General features: G+C 58.6%; 18 protein-coding genes and 1 tRNA gene. 8 read left to right on the top strand and 11 right to left on the bottom strand.

The window, feature by feature from the left end; all coding sequences use genetic code 11:
• Positions 1 to 96: 96 nt before the first annotated feature.
• The 3 genes from ACR3E6_RS16155 (at position 97) to ACR3E6_RS16145 (ending at position 3,351) form a co-directional block, all read left to right on the top strand.
• On the top strand, positions 97 to 1,656 hold the full coding sequence (locus ACR3E6_RS16155) for a trimethylamine methyltransferase family protein (RefSeq protein ID WP_480488036.1): 1,560 nt from the start codon (positions 97 to 99) through the stop codon (positions 1,654 to 1,656).
• A 118-nt stretch (positions 1,657 to 1,774) separates the two neighbouring features.
• Positions 1,775 to 2,362, top strand: coding sequence for a heme NO-binding domain-containing protein (locus ACR3E6_RS16150; protein WP_171631195.1), 588 nt, complete (start codon positions 1,775 to 1,777; stop codon positions 2,360 to 2,362).
• Complete coding sequence (locus ACR3E6_RS16145; RefSeq protein ID WP_210092572.1) at positions 2,359 to 3,351, top strand: GGDEF domain-containing protein; 993 nt, start codon at positions 2,359 to 2,361, stop codon at positions 3,349 to 3,351. Before ACR3E6_RS16150 ends, ACR3E6_RS16145 begins: the two co-directional genes overlap by 4 nt.
• A gap of 37 nt (positions 3,352 to 3,388) precedes the next feature.
• Here the strand turns inward: ACR3E6_RS16145 and ACR3E6_RS16140 are convergent, their stop codons facing one another.
• From ACR3E6_RS16140 to ACR3E6_RS16105, 8 genes are all read right to left on the bottom strand, one after another.
• Positions 3,389 to 4,087 (bottom strand): CbiX/SirB N-terminal domain-containing protein, encoded by a 699-nt coding sequence (locus ACR3E6_RS16140; protein ID WP_480488034.1) that lies wholly within the window; start codon positions 4,085 to 4,087, stop codon positions 3,389 to 3,391.
• Between the two features lie 61 nt (positions 4,088 to 4,148).
• On the bottom strand, positions 4,149 to 5,081 hold the full coding sequence (locus ACR3E6_RS16135) for an AEC family transporter (RefSeq protein WP_480488032.1): 933 nt from the start codon (positions 5,079 to 5,081) through the stop codon (positions 4,149 to 4,151).
• 54 nt (positions 5,082 to 5,135) lie between these two features.
• A complete protein-coding gene (locus tag ACR3E6_RS16130) occupies positions 5,136 to 5,933 on the bottom strand; it encodes an MBL fold metallo-hydrolase (RefSeq protein ID WP_171631213.1) in 798 nt (265 codons plus the stop codon).
• A complete protein-coding gene (locus ACR3E6_RS16125; protein ID WP_480488029.1) occupies positions 5,930 to 6,736 on the bottom strand; it encodes a TatD family hydrolase in 807 nt (268 codons plus the stop codon). The genes ACR3E6_RS16130 and ACR3E6_RS16125 overlap by 4 nt, the downstream gene beginning before the upstream one ends.
• Complete coding sequence (locus tag ACR3E6_RS16120; RefSeq protein ID WP_480488027.1) at positions 6,733 to 7,854, bottom strand: DNA polymerase III subunit delta'; 1,122 nt, start codon at positions 7,852 to 7,854, stop codon at positions 6,733 to 6,735. Before ACR3E6_RS16120 ends, ACR3E6_RS16125 begins: the two co-directional genes overlap by 4 nt.
• 3 nt (positions 7,855 to 7,857) lie before the next feature.
• A complete protein-coding gene (gene tmk / locus ACR3E6_RS16115) occupies positions 7,858 to 8,484 on the bottom strand; it encodes a dTMP kinase (RefSeq protein ID WP_171631219.1) in 627 nt (208 codons plus the stop codon).
• Positions 8,481 to 9,647 (bottom strand): D-alanyl-D-alanine carboxypeptidase family protein, encoded by a 1,167-nt coding sequence (locus ACR3E6_RS16110; protein ID WP_480488025.1) that lies wholly within the window; start codon positions 9,645 to 9,647, stop codon positions 8,481 to 8,483. The genes tmk and ACR3E6_RS16110 overlap by 4 nt, the downstream gene beginning before the upstream one ends.
• A 16-nt stretch (positions 9,648 to 9,663) precedes the next feature.
• Positions 9,664 to 10,962 carry an SPOR domain-containing protein gene (locus ACR3E6_RS16105; RefSeq protein WP_480488023.1) on the bottom strand — a complete coding sequence of 433 codons (1,299 nt, stop codon included), beginning with the start codon at positions 10,960 to 10,962 and terminating at the stop codon, positions 9,664 to 9,666.
• A 202-nt stretch (positions 10,963 to 11,164) separates the two neighbouring features.
• Here ACR3E6_RS16105 and ACR3E6_RS16100 point away from each other — a divergent pair.
• Both ACR3E6_RS16100 and ACR3E6_RS16095 read left to right on the top strand, forming a co-directional pair.
• Positions 11,165 to 11,254, top strand: a tRNA-Ser gene (locus ACR3E6_RS16100).
• A 162-nt stretch (positions 11,255 to 11,416) separates the two neighbouring features.
• Positions 11,417 to 11,542 carry a hypothetical protein gene (locus tag ACR3E6_RS16095; protein WP_480488021.1) on the top strand — a complete coding sequence of 42 codons (126 nt, stop codon included), beginning with the start codon at positions 11,417 to 11,419 and terminating at the stop codon, positions 11,540 to 11,542.
• Positions 11,543 to 11,629: 87 nt separating this feature from the next.
• Here the strand turns inward: ACR3E6_RS16095 and ACR3E6_RS16090 are convergent, their stop codons facing one another.
• From ACR3E6_RS16090 to ACR3E6_RS16080, 3 genes are all read right to left on the bottom strand, one after another.
• Positions 11,630 to 12,196: a TetR/AcrR family transcriptional regulator gene (locus tag ACR3E6_RS16090; protein ID WP_171631227.1), complete on the bottom strand. Its 567-nt coding sequence runs from the start codon at positions 12,194 to 12,196 to the stop codon at positions 11,630 to 11,632.
• Positions 12,187 to 13,263 (bottom strand): flavin monoamine oxidase family protein, encoded by a 1,077-nt coding sequence (locus ACR3E6_RS16085; protein ID WP_171722979.1) that lies wholly within the window; start codon positions 13,261 to 13,263, stop codon positions 12,187 to 12,189. Before ACR3E6_RS16085 ends, ACR3E6_RS16090 begins: the two co-directional genes overlap by 10 nt.
• Before the next feature lie 91 nt (positions 13,264 to 13,354).
• A complete protein-coding gene (locus tag ACR3E6_RS16080; protein WP_171722980.1) occupies positions 13,355 to 14,023 on the bottom strand; it encodes a cupin domain-containing protein in 669 nt (222 codons plus the stop codon).
• A gap of 599 nt (positions 14,024 to 14,622) precedes the next feature.
• Between ACR3E6_RS16080 and ACR3E6_RS16075 the strand changes: the two genes are divergently transcribed.
• The 3 genes from ACR3E6_RS16075 (at position 14,623) to ACR3E6_RS16065 (ending at position 18,271) form a co-directional block, all read left to right on the top strand.
• The gene (locus ACR3E6_RS16075) at positions 14,623 to 15,573 is read left to right on the top strand and encodes an ABC transporter substrate-binding protein (protein ID WP_257599011.1); all 951 of its coding nucleotides are present in this window, start codon (positions 14,623 to 14,625) and stop codon (positions 15,571 to 15,573) included.
• Between the two features lie 78 nt (positions 15,574 to 15,651).
• The gene (locus ACR3E6_RS16070; protein WP_170343819.1) at positions 15,652 to 16,689 is read left to right on the top strand and encodes a quaternary amine ABC transporter ATP-binding protein; all 1,038 of its coding nucleotides are present in this window, start codon (positions 15,652 to 15,654) and stop codon (positions 16,687 to 16,689) included.
• Positions 16,682 to 18,271 carry an ABC transporter permease gene (locus ACR3E6_RS16065; protein ID WP_480488018.1) on the top strand — a complete coding sequence of 530 codons (1,590 nt, stop codon included), beginning with the start codon at positions 16,682 to 16,684 and terminating at the stop codon, positions 18,269 to 18,271. Before ACR3E6_RS16070 ends, ACR3E6_RS16065 begins: the two co-directional genes overlap by 8 nt.
• Positions 18,272 to 18,288: the final 17 nt, after the last annotated feature.

Genomic DNA, 18,288 nt, shown 5'->3' with positions numbered 1-18,288 from the left:
AAACGGGATGAAAAACCGACATATTCTGTCGCAGACGGAGCGGCCATAGGCGTCTCTTCGGGGCTTGCTTGACGAAAGCAAGAACAGGAGGCACCGATGGCCGAAACCAAAACACGCAAGCGCCGCGGAGGAGGGCGCGCAGGGGCGGCTGCGCGCAGGGGCAGTGCAGCGATTGACCAGATGCCCTGGGATCCGCCGGTCAACATCGATCGACCCACAGAACCTTTGGATCAGGCCGGCATCGAAGCGATCCATGAAGGGGCGATGCGCATCCTCGAAGAGATCGGGATCGAGTTTTACAACGAAGAGGCAATAGGCATCCTGCGCGAAGCCGGTTGCACCATCGACGGCGACAATGTCCGCATGGGGCGGGACTTTGTCATGGAGATGATCGCCAAGGCTCCCAGCCGGTTTTCGATCACCCCTCGCAATCCGGATCGCAAGATCGAAATCGGCGGGAAGAACATCCTGTTCGGCAACGTCTCTTCCCCGCCGAATTACTGGGACATGGAGATCGGGAAAAAAGTTCCGGGCAATCGCGAGATGTGCCGGAACCTTCTGAAGCTGACGCAATACTTCAATTGCATCCATTTCGCGGGCGGATACCCGGTCGAGCCGGTCGATATCCACGCCAGCGTTCGCCATCTGGATGTGCTGTACGACAAGCTGACCCTGACCGACAAGGCCATGCACGCCTATTCACTGGGCAAGGAACGCGTCGAAGATGTCATGGAAATGGTGCGCATCGCAGGAGGGTTGAGCCATGAGGAGTTCGAGGCCGCGCCGCGCATGTATACCAATATCAACTCTACCTCGCCGCTGAAACACGATCACCCGATGATCGACGGGTGTCTGCGCCTGGCGCGGCGCGGTCAAGCGATTGTTGTCACGCCCTTTACGCTGGCGGGTGCGATGGCCCCCGTAACCATGGCAGGCGCCGTGGCGCAATCCTTGGCCGAGGCGCTGTGCGCCATTGCGCTGTTCCAATACGTGCGCCCCGGTATTCCCTGTGTGATCGGTACATTCACGTCGAATGTGGATATGAAATCCGGCGCGCCCGCCTTTGGAACACCGGAATACATGCGTTCGACCCAGATGACCGGCCAGATGGCGCGGTTCTATGGTTTGCCCATGCGGTCTTCGGGTGTTTGTGCGGCAAATGTGCCGGACGGGCAGTCTGTGTGGGAGACTTCGAACTCGCTTTGGGCCGCCGTGCAATCGGGCACCAATATGGTCTACCACGCAGCCGGTTGGCTTGAGGGTGGCCTGATCGCCAGTCCGGAAAAATTCATCATGGATTGCGAAATCCTACAGCAAATTCAACGCTATATGAACCCCGAGTTGACCGCCACAGGGCCGGACGAGATTGCATTGGATGCGATCAAGGCAGTCGGCAATGACGGTCATTTCTTTGGCATTCAGCATACGCAGGATCGCTATACCACGGCCTTCTATCAACCCTTCCTGAGTGATTGGAAAAACTATGAAGGATGGGAGGTCGCCGGCGGCATCTGGACGGCAGAACGCGCGCATCACATGTTCAAGGAGATTATCTCGAGCTTTGACGCCCCCCCGATCGATGAAGGCATTCGCGAGGAACTGGCCGCTTTTGTCGAACGCCGCAAAGCGGAAGGCGGCGCGCCCACGGATTTTTGATCGGACAGGTGGTCTCGAGCTGATACTCGGTTGAATTCGCTATAACTCAGGGTGGATTTTGGCTATTTGTTAAGGTTTTTCCGGCCACAGTGCACAGGACACCAAACTGGGGCATCTGATGCATGGTCTGATCAATCGGGCGATACAGTCCTTTGTCTGTGCGACCTACGGGCGATCCTGCTGGTTGCGCGTGACCGAAGCCGCGCGGCTGGGGTTTGTCGAGTTCGAGGCCATGCTCGTCTATGACGATGACATGACGTCCAAGGTAATGGAGGCGCTGAGCGCCGACCTTGATCGACCGCCAGCCGAAGTCTTTGAGGACCTGGGAACGTACCTCGTATCTCATCCGAATATGGAAGGGCTGCGCCGCCTTCTCAGGTTCGGCGGTGTCAGCTACGTGGAATTTCTTCATTCGCTCGACGATCTGGCGGACCGCGTGCGGCTGGCCGTGTCTGATTTGACCCTGCCGGCCTTGGAATTGAGAGAGCTGTCAGCCACGGAATTTCAGCTGAGTTGCTCTCCGGGCCTGCCTGGGTATTCCAATGTCATGGTTGGGGTCCTGCGCGCAATGGCGGATGACTATGGTGCGCTGGTGATGCTGTCACACGAGGGGCAGCAGCAAGGCAGTGATGTCATTTCCATCATGTTGGTTGAAAGCGCTTTTGCCGAGGGGCGGCATTTTGATCTGGGGGCTCGGAACGGATGACAGACACCCAAGAACTGGCTGGTCTACTGGAAACGCTTTGCCCGATGTTCCTGTTGGTGGACCAAAATGGGCATATTCGGCAGGCAGGTCCGACCCTGCAAAAGTTGCGACCTGAACTGCCGCTGGTGGGGCAGGGATTTCTGGATGTGTTTGAACTGATCCGCCCCAGAACGATCACCACCATTCCCGCCCTGATGTCAATGGCGGGGGCGAAGCTGCATCTGAGGTTTCATGATGAACCCCGCACAACCCTGAAAGGCTTGGTCGCTCCTTTGCCGCATTCCGGTGGTGCGGTCATCAATCTGTCATTTGGTATCTCGATTTTGGATGCGGTGCGGGACTATGCGCTGACAAGTGCTGATTTCTCGGGCACGGATCTGGCGATTGAGCTATTGTATCTGGTCGAAGCCAAATCCGCCGCGATGGAGGCATCCCGCTCTCTCAACCTTCGGCTGCAGGGTGCGATGCTTGCAGCCGAAGAGCAGGCCTTTACCGACACATTGACCGGACTGAAGAACCGCAGGGCGATGGATCACTTGCTCGAGCATTTGATTTCGGGAAATTCCACCTTCGCGCTCATGCATCTGGATCTGGATTTTTTCAAATCTGTAAATGACAAGCTGGGCCATGCCGCGGGTGATTTCGTCTTGCAGCAGGCCGCCCGCATCATGCAACAGGAGACACGAAGCAACGACACTGTGGCCCGGGTCGGCGGGGATGAATTCGTCATTGTTTTCAAGGATCTGACTCGGGAAGATACTCTGGCCTGCATTGCTGGGCGTCTGATATCAAGGTTGAATGAACCGATGACGTTTCAGAATCAGAGTTGTTCGATCTCGGCCAGTATTGGCACTGCCTTGTCCACGCAGTTCGACTGCCCCAACGCCGCCGACATTCTTCACGCAGCAGACTTGGCCCTTTATCAGGCCAAGCGCGACGGCCGGTCTTGCCATCGCATGTATTCAGCGTTGAGCAAGGCGCAAACCTGAATTCGTTCAGAAAACACGATGGGCACGTATCGGGGCTTCAGGCTGAATCGAATGCCGCATTTATCTTTTTCGCAATCTGTTGCCGGATCGGAGGCAACTCTCCCACCACCGGCAGGACCACGCCTGAAAACCCCGCGCTATCCAGCTCTTGCGGGACGTCTTCCTGCACATGCCCTCCGGCACAGGCAAAGAACGGAAGGCACAGCGCCTGATCTTCGGTACCGTTTGCAGCGTCAGATATGGAAGGTGGCTCTTCGACGAAACCGACGCGAACGGATTTGAACGCCACCAGTCCCGCAAGCTGTTTCGCAAACTGCAACGCCACGGTCGACGGGTTCCGGCTGCGCCCGGAACCATGCGCGGCAATGACCAGATCGGTGGACCGAGCAGCCCAGTGTTTGTCGGACAATTCCGATCGCAGGGCCTCTGCGGTCAGGGCCGGCAGGTCCGGGTCAATTCCAAGCGGGTCCAAAATCCGTGCCGGATGGTGCCCAAGCCGTTTGGGTAGAGCGCTGGTGACAAACCACCCTTTTGCCATGAAAAGTGGATAGATGACCGAGTTTTCGGGCGCGCGGTCAAGCTTCGACTCCAACGCACCCGGCGCTGCCAGAGTGGCCGAATCCACCGCTATGTGCCCGGTAAGCGCGTTGACCTTGGCGGCGAATGCCGCAAGTGCAGCTTCGGCCGGTTCCGGGTCTGACGGTTGGCCATGAGCGACAATTATGGCATGTGACATGCGGATCTCCTGCAGCGTTGCGCGATAGGTGTTTCACATCAACCTGAAGTCAACACCTCAGTTAGCCCAAAAGTGTCAGCCATAGCCAGACGGTCAGAATGGACGAGGCCGTTCCGATAAGTACCGCCGACGCTGCGACCCGTTTTGCGCGACCATACATGTTGGCGAAGATATAGGCGTTGAAACCCGGAGCCATGGCGGCATTCAAAACCCCCGACCGAAACAGATCCTGCGGCAGGCCCGTGGATTTGCCGAACACCCACACCAGGCTGGGATGCAGCATCAAAGAGATACAGCAAACATACGCAATGGTGCGCAGGTCGCCCTCGGGCTTGTATTTGACCAGCACACCGCCCAAGGCAAACAACGCCCCGGGCAGGGCAGCACGGGTGATCAACCCCAGTGCTTCGTCGACCACCGCAGGGATTGCCAGGCCGGACAGGTTGACTAGAAACCCAAGGGCGATACCAAGGATCAGCGCGTTCTTGAACATTGCAGACAATACAGACCGTGCCATGCGCATGCCACCATGACCGCGATTTCGCACGACCTCCATCACCGTGATCCCGACGCCGTAACAAAACGGAGAATGGAAGGCGATGATCGCGTAGTTGCCGGTCAGGTTCTCGGGCCCATATGCGCGTTCGGTTATCGGCAAACCCAACAGGACAGAGTTTGAGAACAGGCAACAAAACCCGATGGCAACGCAATCTTCCCAATCGCGCCCGAAAATGATGCGTGCGCCGAACAGACCTGTTGTGAAACACAGGGCGGCAGCGGAATAGAAACTGGCCAAAAGCCGGGGGTCGAAACTGGCGCTGAGGTCCAGATGCGCGATGGCCAGGAACAAAAGGCAGGGAATCGCAAAGCCTTGGGTGAACTTCATCAGCCCATCGACATGCGCTTCTTTGAAGTACCCCGTGCGTGTTGCCGTATACCCGGCCCCGATTACAAGGAAAACCGGAAGAATGACGTCGATCAGGCTTTGCAGCATGTGGCCCCCGTGCGACGGGCCTGCTGCGATATCATGCGGGCGACGGGCAGCGGCCTACTGCGACTGATGGATCACCATCCCGTCGAAGGCGGGGGTGATGTGGTCGGGGGTTTCAGCATCGACGGTGGCATAATCGAGATCGATATGCATGTTGGTCAGAACCGCGCGCTTCGGTTGGAGTTCTTCGATCCACCCAAGCGTCTTTTCCAGATGCGCATGCGTTGGATGAGGCGAGCGGCGCAGGGCATCGATGACAAGGCAGTCCAGCCCTTTCATTTCGGGCCAGGCGTCGTCGTAGATCTCGGCGACATCCGGAAGATAGGCGAGTTGCCCTATGCGGAATCCAAGGGAATCGATCGAACCGTGATTCACTTTGAAAGGACGCAACGGAATCGGGCCGCCGGGGCCGTCGATTTCAAATGGACCGTCGATAGACTTGAGCTCGAGTATTGGAGGATAAGGGGAGCCTTCCGGCTGAATGAACGCGTATCCAAACCGCCCCAACAAGGCGTTCTGGGTGTCGCCATCCGCCCAAACGGGAACGCGGGTTTTCATGTTGAACACGATCATGCGCAAGTCATCGATTCCATGCACATGGTCTGCGTGAGAGTGCGTATAGACGACCCCGTCCAACCGCCCTGTACCTGTATCCAGCAACTGGCTGCGCATATCTGGCGTTGTGTCGATCAGAACCGAGGTTGTCCCATCTGGCCCGTCGCGTTCGACCAGCATCGAACAGCGGCGCCGAATGTTCTTGGGGTTCGCAGGGTCACAATCGCCCCACTGACCGCCCAGCCGCGGCACGCCGCCAGAGGACCCGCAGCCCAGAATTGTAAATCGGAAGCCGGTCATGCGGCGGCCTTGTCTGATGCCGCTTTGGTAAACAGCCGGTCGAAGTTCGCCTGTGTCTGGTCAGCAAAGGCGGCATAGTCCATGCCAAAGATTTCAGCCCCCTTTTGGGCCGTGTGCACAGTATAGGCCGGCTCGTTTCGTTTGCCGCGATAGGGCGGCGGGGCCAGATAGGGCGCGTCAGTTTCCACCAGAATGCGGTCCACCGGGGCGTTTGCGAAGATATCGCGCAACTCCTGGCTTTTGGGAAAGGCTGCGATGCCGGACATGGACAGATAAAACCCCAGCTCCAGCGCGGCCTTGGCCAATTGAGCAGACGATGAGAAGCAGTGCATGACGCAGGAATAGGGTGCGCTGCGATATTCTTCAGCCAGAATGCGGGCCATATCTTCATCAGCTGCGCGGGCGTGAATGATCAGGGGCAACCCGGTGCGCTGGGCCGCTTCGATATGGATGCGCAGTGACTGTTTCTGCACTTCGGCACTGTCGGCGGTATAGTGGTAGTCCAAGCCGGTTTCACCGATACCGACGAATTTGGGATGCCGTGTCAGGGCGACCAGATCATCGACCGAGGCCAATGGCTCGTCCGCGGCGCTCATCGGATGTGTGCCGGCGGCATAGAAGACCGGCGCGTGGGCTTCGGCAATCGCACGGACGGCGGGTTCGTTGCGCAGTTTGGTGCAGATCGTCACCATCCGGGTCACGCCAGCCTGGGCAGCACGCGCGATGATGTCGTCCAACTGGCCTTCGAAATCCGGGAAGTCCAGATGGCAATGGCTGTCGGTAATCTGGGGGGTGTCGCTCATCTGTTCTGACCGGCAGTTTCCTGTATCTTGAACACCGTATCTAGGACCAGAGCGGCAGGGTCAAGGTTGACTGCCTGACCATGTCGCGCTCGGGCTGTGATCGTTGCGGCGACCTCGGCCCAGCGACGGGCTTGATTTGGCGATGCTGACAGACGCGCCAGTGTTTCACCCTCGTTGGGGGCGGCTTCAGGCAGCGGGGGCGTGCCCGTTGCCCCGGTCAGTGCCAGCCGTGACAGAGCGATGTCGATCAGGGTAAGCAAAAGTTCGAACCGGTCCGCCGCACCACGCTGTGCTGCCGCTTCGGCCAGGGCCAGCGCGCGCTGGCGGTCCATGCGGGGCAGGGTTCCCAGAATGGCGATCAGTTCGGCATAGATGTCCAGACCACCCAGATTGATCAAACGCACGGCGTCTCCGACTGAACCCGCTGCAAGCGCGGCAAGGTGTTCTGTCTGCGCGGGAAATTCGGTTTCCGTTTGTGACAGGGCGGCTTGCATGTCTTGCGCGTTCAGCGGGCCGAGGCGCAGCGTGCGACAGCGTGAACGGATGGTTGGCAACAGGCGCGAGGGTTGATGCGATACCAGCAAAAGGGTGGTGCGGGCAGGCGGCTCTTCCAGCATTTTCAGCAACGCGTTGGCGGCGCTGACGTTCATTTCGTCTGCTGAATCCACGATCACGACGCGGCGGCCGCCGTCCGCGGAGGACAGGCCAAAAAACTTTCCAAGCTTGCGGATGTCATCCACGACGATCTCACCGCGCAGCCGTCCCTGATCGTTCAGTGACCGGGTTATTGCCGCCAAACCCGGTTCCGCCCCGGCCTGAATGCGATGGGCCACCGGGTGATCGGGATCGATATCGAGCGTCTCGGGCGGAGGCGGCGCGCCGAACAACCCGCCATCCTCGGTCGGCGGAGTGGAAAGCAGAAATCTTGCAATTCGCCAGGCGAGGGTCGCCTTGCCGACACCGCGTGGCCCTGTCAGCAGCCAACCGTGATGCAAACGGTCCGAGGTGTAGGCGGTCAGGAATGCCTGTTCAGCCGCGTCCTGGCCAAAAAGCCGAACGGTTTCGCGCGGATGTGGTGCGCCCTGCACCTGATCCGGAGAAGGGATATCGTCGCTCATCGTCTACCGCAGTGCTGCCTGGACGATTTCTGTCACATCCTGCGCAACGCTGTCCATGTCCCTGTTGCCATCCACGATGTGAAACCTGTCGGGGAACTCATCGGCCAGCGCCAGAAAACCGGCACGCATTTTCTTTTGTAAATCCGGGCCAAAGTCCTCGAAACGTTCTTCGGTGCCTTGTCGCCCCTTGGCGCGTGCCAGGCCCGTTTCGGGGTCCATGTCGATCAGCAGCGTCATGTCCGGTTCGCGCCCGATCATCAGGCTGTGCAACTGATCCACCAGATTTCGCAGGTCACCCCGGGACAAGCCCTGATACATACGTGTGCTGTCAGCAAAGCGGTCGCAGATCACAACCTTCCCTGCCGCCAGAGCCGGCTCGATTGTACGCTCCAAATGGTCGCGGCGGGCTGCTGTGAACAGCAGAATCTCGGTCTCGGCCGACCAGCGATCCGGGTCGCCCTCCAAAACCAAACTGCGAATTTCCTCGGCCCCTGCAGAACCGCCGGGTTCGCGCGTCAGTACCACCTCGTGACCCTGCGCGCGCAGATGTTCCGCCAGCATCCGTGCCTGTGTTGACTTGCCTGAACCGTCAATGCCTTCGAAGGTCAGAAATAACCCCGCTTTCGTCACATCGACTCCAGCGGGTTGTTGATCACGTCTTTCAATACGATACCGCCGACGGTCAGCATGCGCACCACAAACCCGCCAATCGCAACATCTTCGGCTGCCACCAGCGGGCGCCGGATTTCCGGCAGCCCTTCGGGCTTGATAACCAGTTCGGCCAGCTGCTGACCTTTTTTGACGGGCGCGTTGATCGGGCCCTCATAGACCACTTCGGCCTCGACATTCTGAGCGCCCAGAACCGGGAACAGCACATTCAGATCACCTTCGGGAACAAGCCCCACGGTCTTTTTCTCGCCCATCCACAGTTTGGCTTCGGCTATCGGCGTTTCCGCGGTGGCAACTGTCCTCTCGACAAAATTTCGAAACGACCAGTTAACCACGGCCTCAGCCTCCTCTGCCCGTTGGCCGGTGCTGTCGAGACCCGTCAGCACAAAGATCACACGCCTGTCGCCTTGTTTGGCGGACCCGACAAGGCCATAGCCCGCTTCTTGCGTGTGGCCGGTTTTCAGGCCATCTGCGCCGATATCCAGCCGCAGCAACGGGTTGCGGTTGCGGGCGTTCGAGGGCGCGCGGCCATCGAATTCGAAAACTTCTTCGGCGAAAAGGGGATAGTATTCCGGAAAGTCAGTGATCAGCCGGTCTGCAAGAACGGCCAGATCATGAACTGACATCATATGCCCGGCGGCGGGCCAGCCGTTTGAATTTGCGAAGTTCGAATTGTTCATGCCCATCTGCTTGGCCCGCTGGGTCATGTATCGCGCAAACCCTGCTTCGGTGCCATCCGGGCTGAGCGCTTCGGCAATGACGACGCAGGCGTCATTGCCCGACAAAACGATAATGCCGCGCAGCAGATCTTCGACACGTACGCGATCCTGCGTATTCAGGAACATCGTCGAGCCGCCATAGCTCATCGCGTGTTCCGAAACAGGCAGAGTTTCGTCCAGCGTCAAGCGCCCGTCCCGCAATGCTTCGAACGCAACATAAAGCGTCATGAGCTTGGACATCGACGCAGGCGGCAACGGTTGGTCGGCTTCTTTCGACAGCAGCACGGTACCGGTGGTTTGGTCGATCACGTAAGCCGCGCGGGCGGATGTATCAAAAGCCTGGGCCGGTATCGCCAGAACGGCAAGCCCAAGAGCCAGAACAGATGTTCGTATTGAGGACAGCATGTTAAGCCTCCCTGAATTAGTCGGTTACCGTGAACGCATCTTTGAAGCCAAGGTCTTTCACGTCCTTTTGAAAGGCTTTGCGCTCGGCCCTTGTTGCGGCGGGGCCTACCAGCACGCGCCACACTGTACTATTCGCTGTTTTCAGTTCCCGAACAACCGTGGGCATTCCGTTGCGACGCGCCTTTTGGGCTGCTGACTTGGCGTTCGCCTCAACGCTGAAGGTTCCAATCTGTACATACGGCTTGCTCAAAGACGTCGTCGATGTCGCGGCGGCGGCAACAGGCGTGGCGTCTGACGCATCTATTGCGGCAGCGGCCCCTTCTACCGGGTCCAGCGGTGTTTCGGTGATCGCGGCAGGGTCTTTCTTTTGCCACCATTTCCGTTTGGCAGGTTTTTCGGCAGGGGGCGTGACCGGTGCATCCGACAAAGAGGGCGACGCCACGGCCGCAGCGGCTTCGGCGGCTACGTCTGCGCTGTCGGTCGCTGTATCTGCCGCGGCCACGGCAGTTCCCGCAGCCGCAGCTGTGGGGGCTTTCTTCTGCCACCATTTCCGCTTGGCGGGTTTATCGGCAGGTGCTTCGACCTGATCGTCGGCTGATGTAGGCGTCTCGGCATCTTCGCTTGCGGGCTCGACGTCCTCAGCCGTTTCATCGGATGAACTGGCTGCACCGGCTGCAACCGCAGTCGTACCAGCCGCGGCGGCGGCTGGTTCCTTTTTCTGCCACCACTTCCGTTTGACCGGTTTTTCCGGCTCTGCGGACGCTTGCGTGTCGGAAGCTCCATCAGCAACCGCAGCCGTGGTTTCGGCGGCTGATTCTTCTGCTTCTGGCGCATCTTCCGACGACGGTTCTTCCAGCTTTTCCCGGCGCAGTGCGACGACACTGACTTTTGTCGGCGCACCCGCAAGCATTCCCAGCTCTTTCGCGGCAGCGGACGAGACCTGAAGCGCAGGCCCGGGCAGGTTGCGCTCGCGCCGGAACAGGGCGCCGGTCACCGATTTGTTGTTGGACGTGTTTTTGATCACGACACGTTCAGGTTGGGACGCATCCGGGTGCGCAACCCATATCCCGCCAAGAGAAGGCCGGCCATCCCAAAGCCCTGCTTCGGTTGTCTGAAAAACCTCAGGGGCCTCGATATCACGCTGAGAGCCGGTGGCCACCTCGGGCAGGAGTTCCGTCTTGCCCGAATTGTCTTCCGGTTTTTCAGCCGAGTCAGAAGTTGAAAAAACCTCTTCGCATCCGGCCAGTATCGTCAAAGTCAACGCCAGATACGCCAGCCGTTTAGGCCCCGGGCGTGTCTCGATCGCTCGCTTCATCTGCTTTTCCCTTGCCTGAAGGGGTTTCGTTTTCCGAACCCCACTGCCGGTCTGCTGGTTCTGGATGCCAGCCTGTTGCGGTCTTTCCTGCGGATCATAACGTGGCTGAAGTGTCATGGAAAGACCGCTGCACAGGCTTCGGCAAGATTTCCCGATTTCGACTTGCCTCTGGTCGAACTTCGCCTTAGACCCTGCTTTCGACGGGGAGGTGGCAGAGTGGTCGAATGCGGCGGTCTTGAAAACCGTTGGGCGTGAGAGCGTCCCCAGGGTTCGAATCCCTGTCTCCCCGCCATAAAAATGGCAAATCCGACCACACGCTGACCACGTCCCGTATTTTACGAACCTACGATTTCTTCAGAAAATTCCCATGTCTGGTTCGTGTTCTAGTCCCCGCTTGGTCTGAGCATGCTTTGCGAGTCGCTTTTGGCCGGCACCTTTCGAGTGTTCTTCAGCCATGGAGAAATTTTTTTGTGACCTGTGGTGGACGCAATCTGGTGGTCAGTACATCCAGCCTCGGCCAATTCGCTTGCTGCGCTGTATCGCAGGCAATATCGACATCTACAAAGACCGCCCCGAATGATCACCCGAAATGGGGCTGGGGCAGGGGAGGCGGGCAGGCGCCTCAACAATCGACGCGGCCATTCTGTATGCGCAAGCTTGGGCCGTGTCACAAACATCGCGCAGTTAGAACCTCCACGGCGTCGTCAAAGGTTTGGGTGCTCTTCTCGACCCGAGCCGTCAGATGAGCGCCTTCCAGCAAGGCCAATGCCGCGCGTGCTTCTGCTTTCGGATCCTCAACGCCCGTGATCGAATGATCTGTTTTGCCAAGCGCAAAGACATTCTCGATCCACCGGGTCAACATGCGCCGGAACTCGCGGATTTTGTCGGTGACCTCATTTGACAAGCTTTCCCGGCTGATGATCAGCGACACACATAAGCATAGGGTTTTTCCGTCGTTCAAAGCCGCGCGATACAGCGCGATCAGTGCACGCATGCGCGCGCCCGCCGTTTCGCAAGTTTCCTCGATCTCGACGCAGCGTCCGGTAAGCTCGGTATGGTAGCGTGTCATCAAAGCTGCAGAAAGCGCGGCTTTGGTCGGGAAGTGATAGTGGATCGATGCCTTGCGGATGCCCACATCATTGGCAAGGTCGGCATAGCTGAAGCCGTCGAAGCCTTTGCTGCGTACGGCAAATTCGGCAGAATTCAGCAAAGCGGTTTTTGTATCTATTTCCATGCCACGTTCATCCTATTTGCGCTCAACAATGCCGCGGTGTTTTCTGCCGCTTCCAATGCACCTTCCAGATATCCCCCAAATTGCGCGGCTGTTTCGGTGCCACTGAAGATGATCCGGTCTTCCCAGATCCGCGTCATGGCCTTGGGCATGCCGTATTGCGGATGGGCATGTACGGGCTGAAGATCCAGGTTGGTTGCTGTGAAGCGATCAAACGCCCAGTCTTTTAACAAAAGCGCATTGGGGCTGGTCGCCTTGCGCCCGAACAATCGCCCCAGCTGAGCCAGAACCTGCTGCCGCAACGCCCCTTCATCCCGGCGAGCTTGCGCAGGGATGCCGATGAAACCGAACAGCGCGAAGGGACCACCGCTGGCAGGCGACGCGTCGTGGATTTCCACCATGGGACCGCGCCGGCTCATAGCATCCCCTGACAATCCGTCTTTGCGCCAGAACGGAGTGTCATAGACCGCAACTGCTTTGGCCTGACCGGCCATCCAGGTCGCGATGTGCCGCATGGCTGACAACGTGCCATCGGGCAGGGCGGGCTCATAGGTCAACTCGGCCGCGATACGTGGGGGCATGGCAAGTACCACACGGCTTGCCCAAATATGCTGTCCAGATTGCGAGGTGACCCGAACTCCGCCTTTGGTGCGGGCCAAGGCGGTGATCTGCGTGGACAGGTGAATTGCTCCATCCGGCAACCGTGCCGACAGCGCATCCGTCAAAGCAGCGAGCCCCCCGACCAGGCGATAAGACCCTTCCATGGATGAAAACCCACGGCCCCGCACAACACGGCCCTGTTCATCTTCGAAGCTCAGCGCGCCGGAGCTGAATTGGTCAAACCGGTGCAGGCCCAGTCGGTCTGTCAGCGCTGCGATACGTGGCTGCCCGGGCCAGAACCAAGCCGGACCCATGTCCAGATGGGCGCGCCCCTGAACCTCGGTCAGAATGCGCCCGCCCAGACGGCTGCGCGCCTCAGCAACCAGCACCTCCTGACCCTGATCCACAAGCTGTGTCGCCAGGCCAAGCCCTGAAAGTCCGCCACCGATGATGAGCGTATCAGTGCGCATGGGTCAAACCCCCTCAGTTGAAGGACGCAGGTCCAGCTTTTGGGCCCAACTCGACCGGGGTTGTTGCGCCAGGGTTTTGTTCAGACATCGGTTACACCGCCGGCGGTTGGGCGTAAGGCAGGTGGCCTGTCTTCATCCAGATCTTGGCCCCGTCCGCCCCAGCAACGGCCGTCAGGCTGTGGCCTTCAGGCAGGCGCAGCCAATCGTTTTTGACCAGTTCGTCCCCGCCTTCGGTGACCGACCCGTCGATGATCAGAACCTCGATCCCGCCGGGGGCGTCCGAGCGCAGCGTCGCGCCCGCGTCCAGATGGGCGTAGGTCACGATCTCGCGCGCATCCTCATGCAGGACTGCGGTGGCGATACCGTTTGCGGGTGCGCGCAGCTCATCCACCATGTTTTTGCGAAACTGGGTTCGGTCGTTCAGGTCGAACTGCCAAAGCTTGACGAAGATCGTGCATCCCGGTTCCGACCCCGGTGTGTGTTGCGAGGTTGGCGGGTTGCGTACATAGGTCCCCGCCGGATAGTCACCATGTTCATCCTGAAATACACCGTCAAGGACAATGAACTCCTCGCCACCCGTATGGGTATGGGCAGAGAAATGACTGCCCGGCGCATAACGTACGATAGTGGTGGCCCGTGCGACCTCGCCTCCGATCCTGTCCAGCATCCTGCGATCCACACCCTTCATGGGTGAGGCCTGCCATTCCAGCTGGTCCGAGTGAACGACAACGCGGTCAGAGAAGTCCGAATTGATTTCCATGGGGTCAGTTCTCTTCCTTGATTGCAGCAAGGATGACTATCTACCAGTAGGTAGGCAAATGCCAACTGAAATGTTGGTATAGGCGACACCTTACACAGAGTGTTGAACGGTTTCTTGTCAGTGTGGCTTGGTTCCACGGTTAGGTGACGCAATTGCCGGGAAGAAGTGCCACGCCTTTTTTGGGGGCGGGTGCGATACGCAAGATCAGGCGCATTAAGTATCTGAATGATATCAATTGCTTCGTGCGAAAGGACAGCTTCACCACCCGTTTCGAAACTGGTTGTGCCTTCTGCACGGGGCATTTCGGTGCTCAAGAAACCAGCGGGAATTTTCGGATTCTGAGGTTTCGGAGGGGCAATGTTGAATTGCAGGAAGTCGAAACAAACTTGCGAAAATACCGCATTCAAGAGGTATAAAAACGTATTCCTTGAAGGGCAGCGCATCCGCATGCTTCACTTTTGGAGCCATGTAAGCCTGTGATTTTGCTGGCCCAAAAAAACCCGAAAGGCACGGCCTTTCCACACAAAAAAACTTAGCGCACCACTACCCGAAAGGGTGAGAAAAACAAGCGCGGAAACGACCCAACACGGAGATATCAGATGAAAAAAACTGCAACGCTACTTGGAAGCGCATCCTTCGCGATTGCCGGGCCGGTCATGGCCGCGGATATCGTGATCGGTGTGCCCAACTGGGCCTCGGTGAACGCCACGGCACATATTCTTGAAGTCGTGATCGAAGAAAACCTCGGCCTGGATGTGGAATTGCAAAACGGCACGAACCCGATTGTGTTTGAAGCCATGGACAGCGGTTCGATGCATGTCCATCCTGAAGTGTGGATGCCCAATCAGCAGAACCTGCACGATACCTATGTCAAGGAAAACGGCACCGTCGTCATGAACCAAAACCCGGTTCAGGCCGAGCAGGGCATGTGCGTGCCGACCTATATCGCGGAACAATATGACATCAAGTCGATCGATGATCTGAGCGACCCCGACAAGGTTGCGATTTTCGATACCGATGGCAACGGAACACCCGAGGTATGGATCGGTGCGCCGGGTTGGGCGTCGACCGTCGTCGAGAAGATCCGGGCCAAGTCCTATGGCTATGACCAGATCTTCGAACTGACGGAATACGAGGAAACCATTGCCTATGCCAATTTGGCGAACGCGACAAAGGCGGGCGATCCGTGGATCGGGTTTTGCTACAGCCCGCACTATATCTTCGTGACACAGGATCTGACGGTTCTGGAAGAACCACCCCACGACCCGGCCACCTGGACAATCGTTCAGCCCACGGATGATCCGGATTGGTTGTCCAAGTCCGAGGCGTCCTCGGCCTGGAACGGGGCAACGCTTCACCTGCACTATGCCAAGGAACTGGAAGAGAGCTATCCCGAAGTGGCCGCCCTGTTCAGCAACTATCAGATGACAGGCGACGATCTGAGCGCGATGGGCAAGGCGCTGGCCGTCGACAACATCGAAGCCGCTGAGTTCGCCAAGGAATGGGTGGCTGCGAATGAAGACACCGTCATCGGCTGGCTGACCAACTAAACAATCACTCTTTGGGCCGTCGCGCAAAACCGCGGCGGCCTTTTTCTGTCGGGCAGGGCATCGCCCTGTGGGGGATAAATGGACGAACCTGTCGTAAAATTAGAAAACGTTTGGAAGATCTTTGGCTCGCGTGCAGAAGAGGCAATGGAAGCGGTCAGAAACGAAGGCATAGGCAAGCCGGAAGTTCTGGAGCGGTTCAACTGTGTTGTCGGCGTTCAGGGCGCCACGTTCGAAGTGCCGAGGGGTGAGATTTTCTGTATCATGGGGCTGTCCGGCTCGGGCAAGTCCACATTGGTGCGCCACGTGAATCGATTGATCGAACCGACGGCGGGTCGGATCGAAATTCTGGGTCACGATGTTTCGAAACTGTCGGAAGCCGAGTTGCGCCGCATTCGCGCCCAGCAAATCGGTATGGTCTTTCAGCACATGGCGCTGATGCCGCATCGTTCCGTGCGTGATAATGTGGCCTATCCATTGGAGATCCGAAAGGTTTCCAAGTCAAAGCGCTGGGCCGTCTCGGATCACGCGCTGAGCCTTGTGAATCTGACAGGTTACGAGGACCGTCTGCCCAAAGAGCTTTCGGGCGGGATGCAGCAACGCGTGGGGATCGCGCGGGCGCTGGCTTCGGACCCGGAAATCCTGTTGATGGATGAACCGTTCTCGGCCCTCGATCCGCTGATCCGTCTGCAATTGCAGGACCAGTTCAAAGCACTTGTGGCACAGCTGAAGAAGACCACGCTGTTCATCACCCACGATCTGGACGAAGCCATTCGGATCGGCCACCGGATTGCGATCATGAAGGACGGCGTCATCGTGCAGATCGGAACACCCGAAGACATCGTCATGAACCCGTCCGACGATTACGTGCGCGAATTCGTTCAGGGCATCTCAAAACTCAAACTGGTCAAGGCGCATTCCATCATGGAGCCGGTGGACAGTTATTCAGGGCCACTTGACGGTGCGCCCCGAGCGGACGAGGGCGCGGATCTGGATCAACTGATCGACCTGGCCGTGAATTCTGATCTGCCGGTCGTCATCACGGATGCGGGCGTTGATGTGGGCGTCGTGACCAAGCCGCGCCTGTTGCGCGGTATCCAAGGGGGCAAAAATGACTGATGCTGCAACAGAGATGAAAGTTACGGCCGCCTCTGATATCGAGGTCGATCGCGAGGCCCTGGACCTTTCCATCAAAGAGTTCGCGGGTCCGAACGGCGACTACTATGTCAACGCCTTCCACAAGATTCATGATGCGACCAGCGCGATTCCCAACACATTCAACAAATGGGCCGCGTTGCTGGGGCCGTTCTGGTCTGCGTCACGCGCCATTTGGGGCATGTTCTGGACCTTTCTGATCCTTGAGATCATCGCGTGGGTTCAGATCGGCAGGGGCGCGTGGGGCAATCCCGGCGCCGATTTCGCGGACCGCGCCGCCCGTCAGCAGGAACGCGCGGCCGAACTGTTGGCGCGCGCAGCGGATGCCACGGAACAGGCCGATATCGACCGTTTCACCAAACTGGCCGAGAACATACAGAAAGCCGCGGCCACAAGCCTGGAAAGGGCCGCCGCCGCCCAGTCCGAGGCGGCAGGCATCCTGATTACCGGGTTGTTGATGTTGCTGGTGTTCAAGTTGGTTCAAGGGTTCTACGCCGACCGCGTCTACGAAAAACAGTATTCGAACTGGCGCATTGATCCGGACAGCACGGAAAGCGGGCGTTCGACCCGTAATATCGTCATGGGTGCGATCCTTGTCGCAGCAATCGGACCCTTGATCGTGTACAAGTTCACCGTGAACGCATCCCTTCCATTGTTGGACGCGTTCCCGGAACAACAAGTCTCTGCGATGTTTCTTGGCGAAGGCAACGGCACGCTGTTTTCGAGCCTGGCAAACTGGATGGAGGCCAGGATTGATGCTGCAGCGGCAGCTGGAGGCGACGTATTCGACGGGATCGTGGCGGGTGTCCGGTCGGTGCTTGATGCGCTGACGATTGCACTGATCGGGTCACCCTGGCCGGTGGTCATGCTGGTCATCTGTGTGACGGCCTGGCGTGCGGCGGGACCAAGGGTTGCCATCTTCACCGCATCTTCCCTGGCCTATATCGCGTTGCTGGGGTACTGGGACGTGGCGATGGAAACGGTTGCTCTGGTCGGTGCGGCGGTGTTGCTGTGCGTCGTTTTCGGCATTCCGCTGGGTATCTGGTTCGGCAAGTCGCAGCGCGCCTATCGCGCGGCGGAACCGGTTCTGGACCTGATGCAGACGCTTCCTGCCTTCGTCTACCTTATCCCGATCATCGCCTTTTTCGGCACCGGCAACCCGCCGGGAATTCTGGCCACCATCATCTTTGGCATGCCGCCGGTGATCCGCCTGACGGCGCTGGGCATGCAAGGGGTTCCGGAAAGCATCAAGGAGGCTGCGGTAGCCTTTGGCGCGTCGAAATGGCAACTGTTGAAGGATGTTGAAATCCCGCTGGCGCTGCCATCGATCATGACCGGTGTGAACCAGACGATCCTGATGTGCCTGTCCATGGTCGTGATCATCTCACTGATTGGCGGGGGCGGTTTGGGCAAGGAAATCCTCGAGGCGCTGCAATACGCGGCCAAGGGGCCGGGCCTGCTGGGGGGCTTTGCGATCCTGTTTCTTGCCATGGTCATGGACCGGATCGTGCAGGGCGCGTTCCGACGAAAAGACGAAAAACTCTGAACGCAAACGCCCCCGGT

This window comes from Ruegeria sp. AL3 (genome assembly GCF_056536065.1).
The sequence above is the reverse complement of the archived record's forward strand: the minus strand, read 5'-3'. Positions and strand labels throughout refer to the sequence as shown.

Bases quoted from the DNA above. Each gene is read 5' to 3' on its own strand.
- ACR3E6_RS16120 (WP_480488027.1), bottom strand. From the start codon at position 7,854: ATGAGCGACGATATCCCTTCTCCGGATCAGGTGCAGGGCGCACCACAT.
- ACR3E6_RS16080 (WP_171722980.1), bottom strand. From the start codon at position 14,023: ATGGAAATCAATTCGGACTTCTCTGACCGCGTTGTCGTTCACTCGGAC.
- ACR3E6_RS16085 (WP_171722979.1), bottom strand. From the start codon at position 13,263: ATGCGCACTGATACGCTCATCATCGGTGGCGGACTTTCAGGGCTTGGC.
- ACR3E6_RS16105 (WP_480488023.1), bottom strand. From the start codon at position 10,962: ATGAAGCGAGCGATCGAGACACGCCCGGGGCCTAAACGGCTGGCGTAT.
- ACR3E6_RS16110 (WP_480488025.1), bottom strand. From the start codon at position 9,647: ATGCTGTCCTCAATACGAACATCTGTTCTGGCTCTTGGGCTTGCCGTT.
- ACR3E6_RS16095 (WP_480488021.1), top strand. From the start codon at position 11,417: ATGGAGAAATTTTTTTGTGACCTGTGGTGGACGCAATCTGGTGGTCAG.
- ACR3E6_RS16070 (WP_170343819.1), top strand. From the start codon at position 15,652: ATGGACGAACCTGTCGTAAAATTAGAAAACGTTTGGAAGATCTTTGGC.
- ACR3E6_RS16065 (WP_480488018.1), top strand. From the start codon at position 16,682: ATGACTGATGCTGCAACAGAGATGAAAGTTACGGCCGCCTCTGATATC.
- ACR3E6_RS16075 (WP_257599011.1), top strand. From the start codon at position 14,623: ATGAAAAAAACTGCAACGCTACTTGGAAGCGCATCCTTCGCGATTGCC.
- ACR3E6_RS16140 (WP_480488034.1), bottom strand. From the start codon at position 4,087: ATGTCACATGCCATAATTGTCGCTCATGGCCAACCGTCAGACCCGGAA.
- ACR3E6_RS16130 (WP_171631213.1), bottom strand. From the start codon at position 5,933: ATGACCGGCTTCCGATTTACAATTCTGGGCTGCGGGTCCTCTGGCGGC.
- ACR3E6_RS16145 (WP_210092572.1), top strand. From the start codon at position 2,359: ATGACAGACACCCAAGAACTGGCTGGTCTACTGGAAACGCTTTGCCCG.
- ACR3E6_RS16150 (WP_171631195.1), top strand. From the start codon at position 1,775: ATGCATGGTCTGATCAATCGGGCGATACAGTCCTTTGTCTGTGCGACC.
- ACR3E6_RS16155 (WP_480488036.1), top strand. From the start codon at position 97: ATGGCCGAAACCAAAACACGCAAGCGCCGCGGAGGAGGGCGCGCAGGG.
- ACR3E6_RS16125 (WP_480488029.1), bottom strand. From the start codon at position 6,736: ATGAGCGACACCCCCCAGATTACCGACAGCCATTGCCATCTGGACTTC.
- ACR3E6_RS16090 (WP_171631227.1), bottom strand. From the start codon at position 12,196: ATGGAAATAGATACAAAAACCGCTTTGCTGAATTCTGCCGAATTTGCC.
- ACR3E6_RS16135 (WP_480488032.1), bottom strand. From the start codon at position 5,081: ATGCTGCAAAGCCTGATCGACGTCATTCTTCCGGTTTTCCTTGTAATC.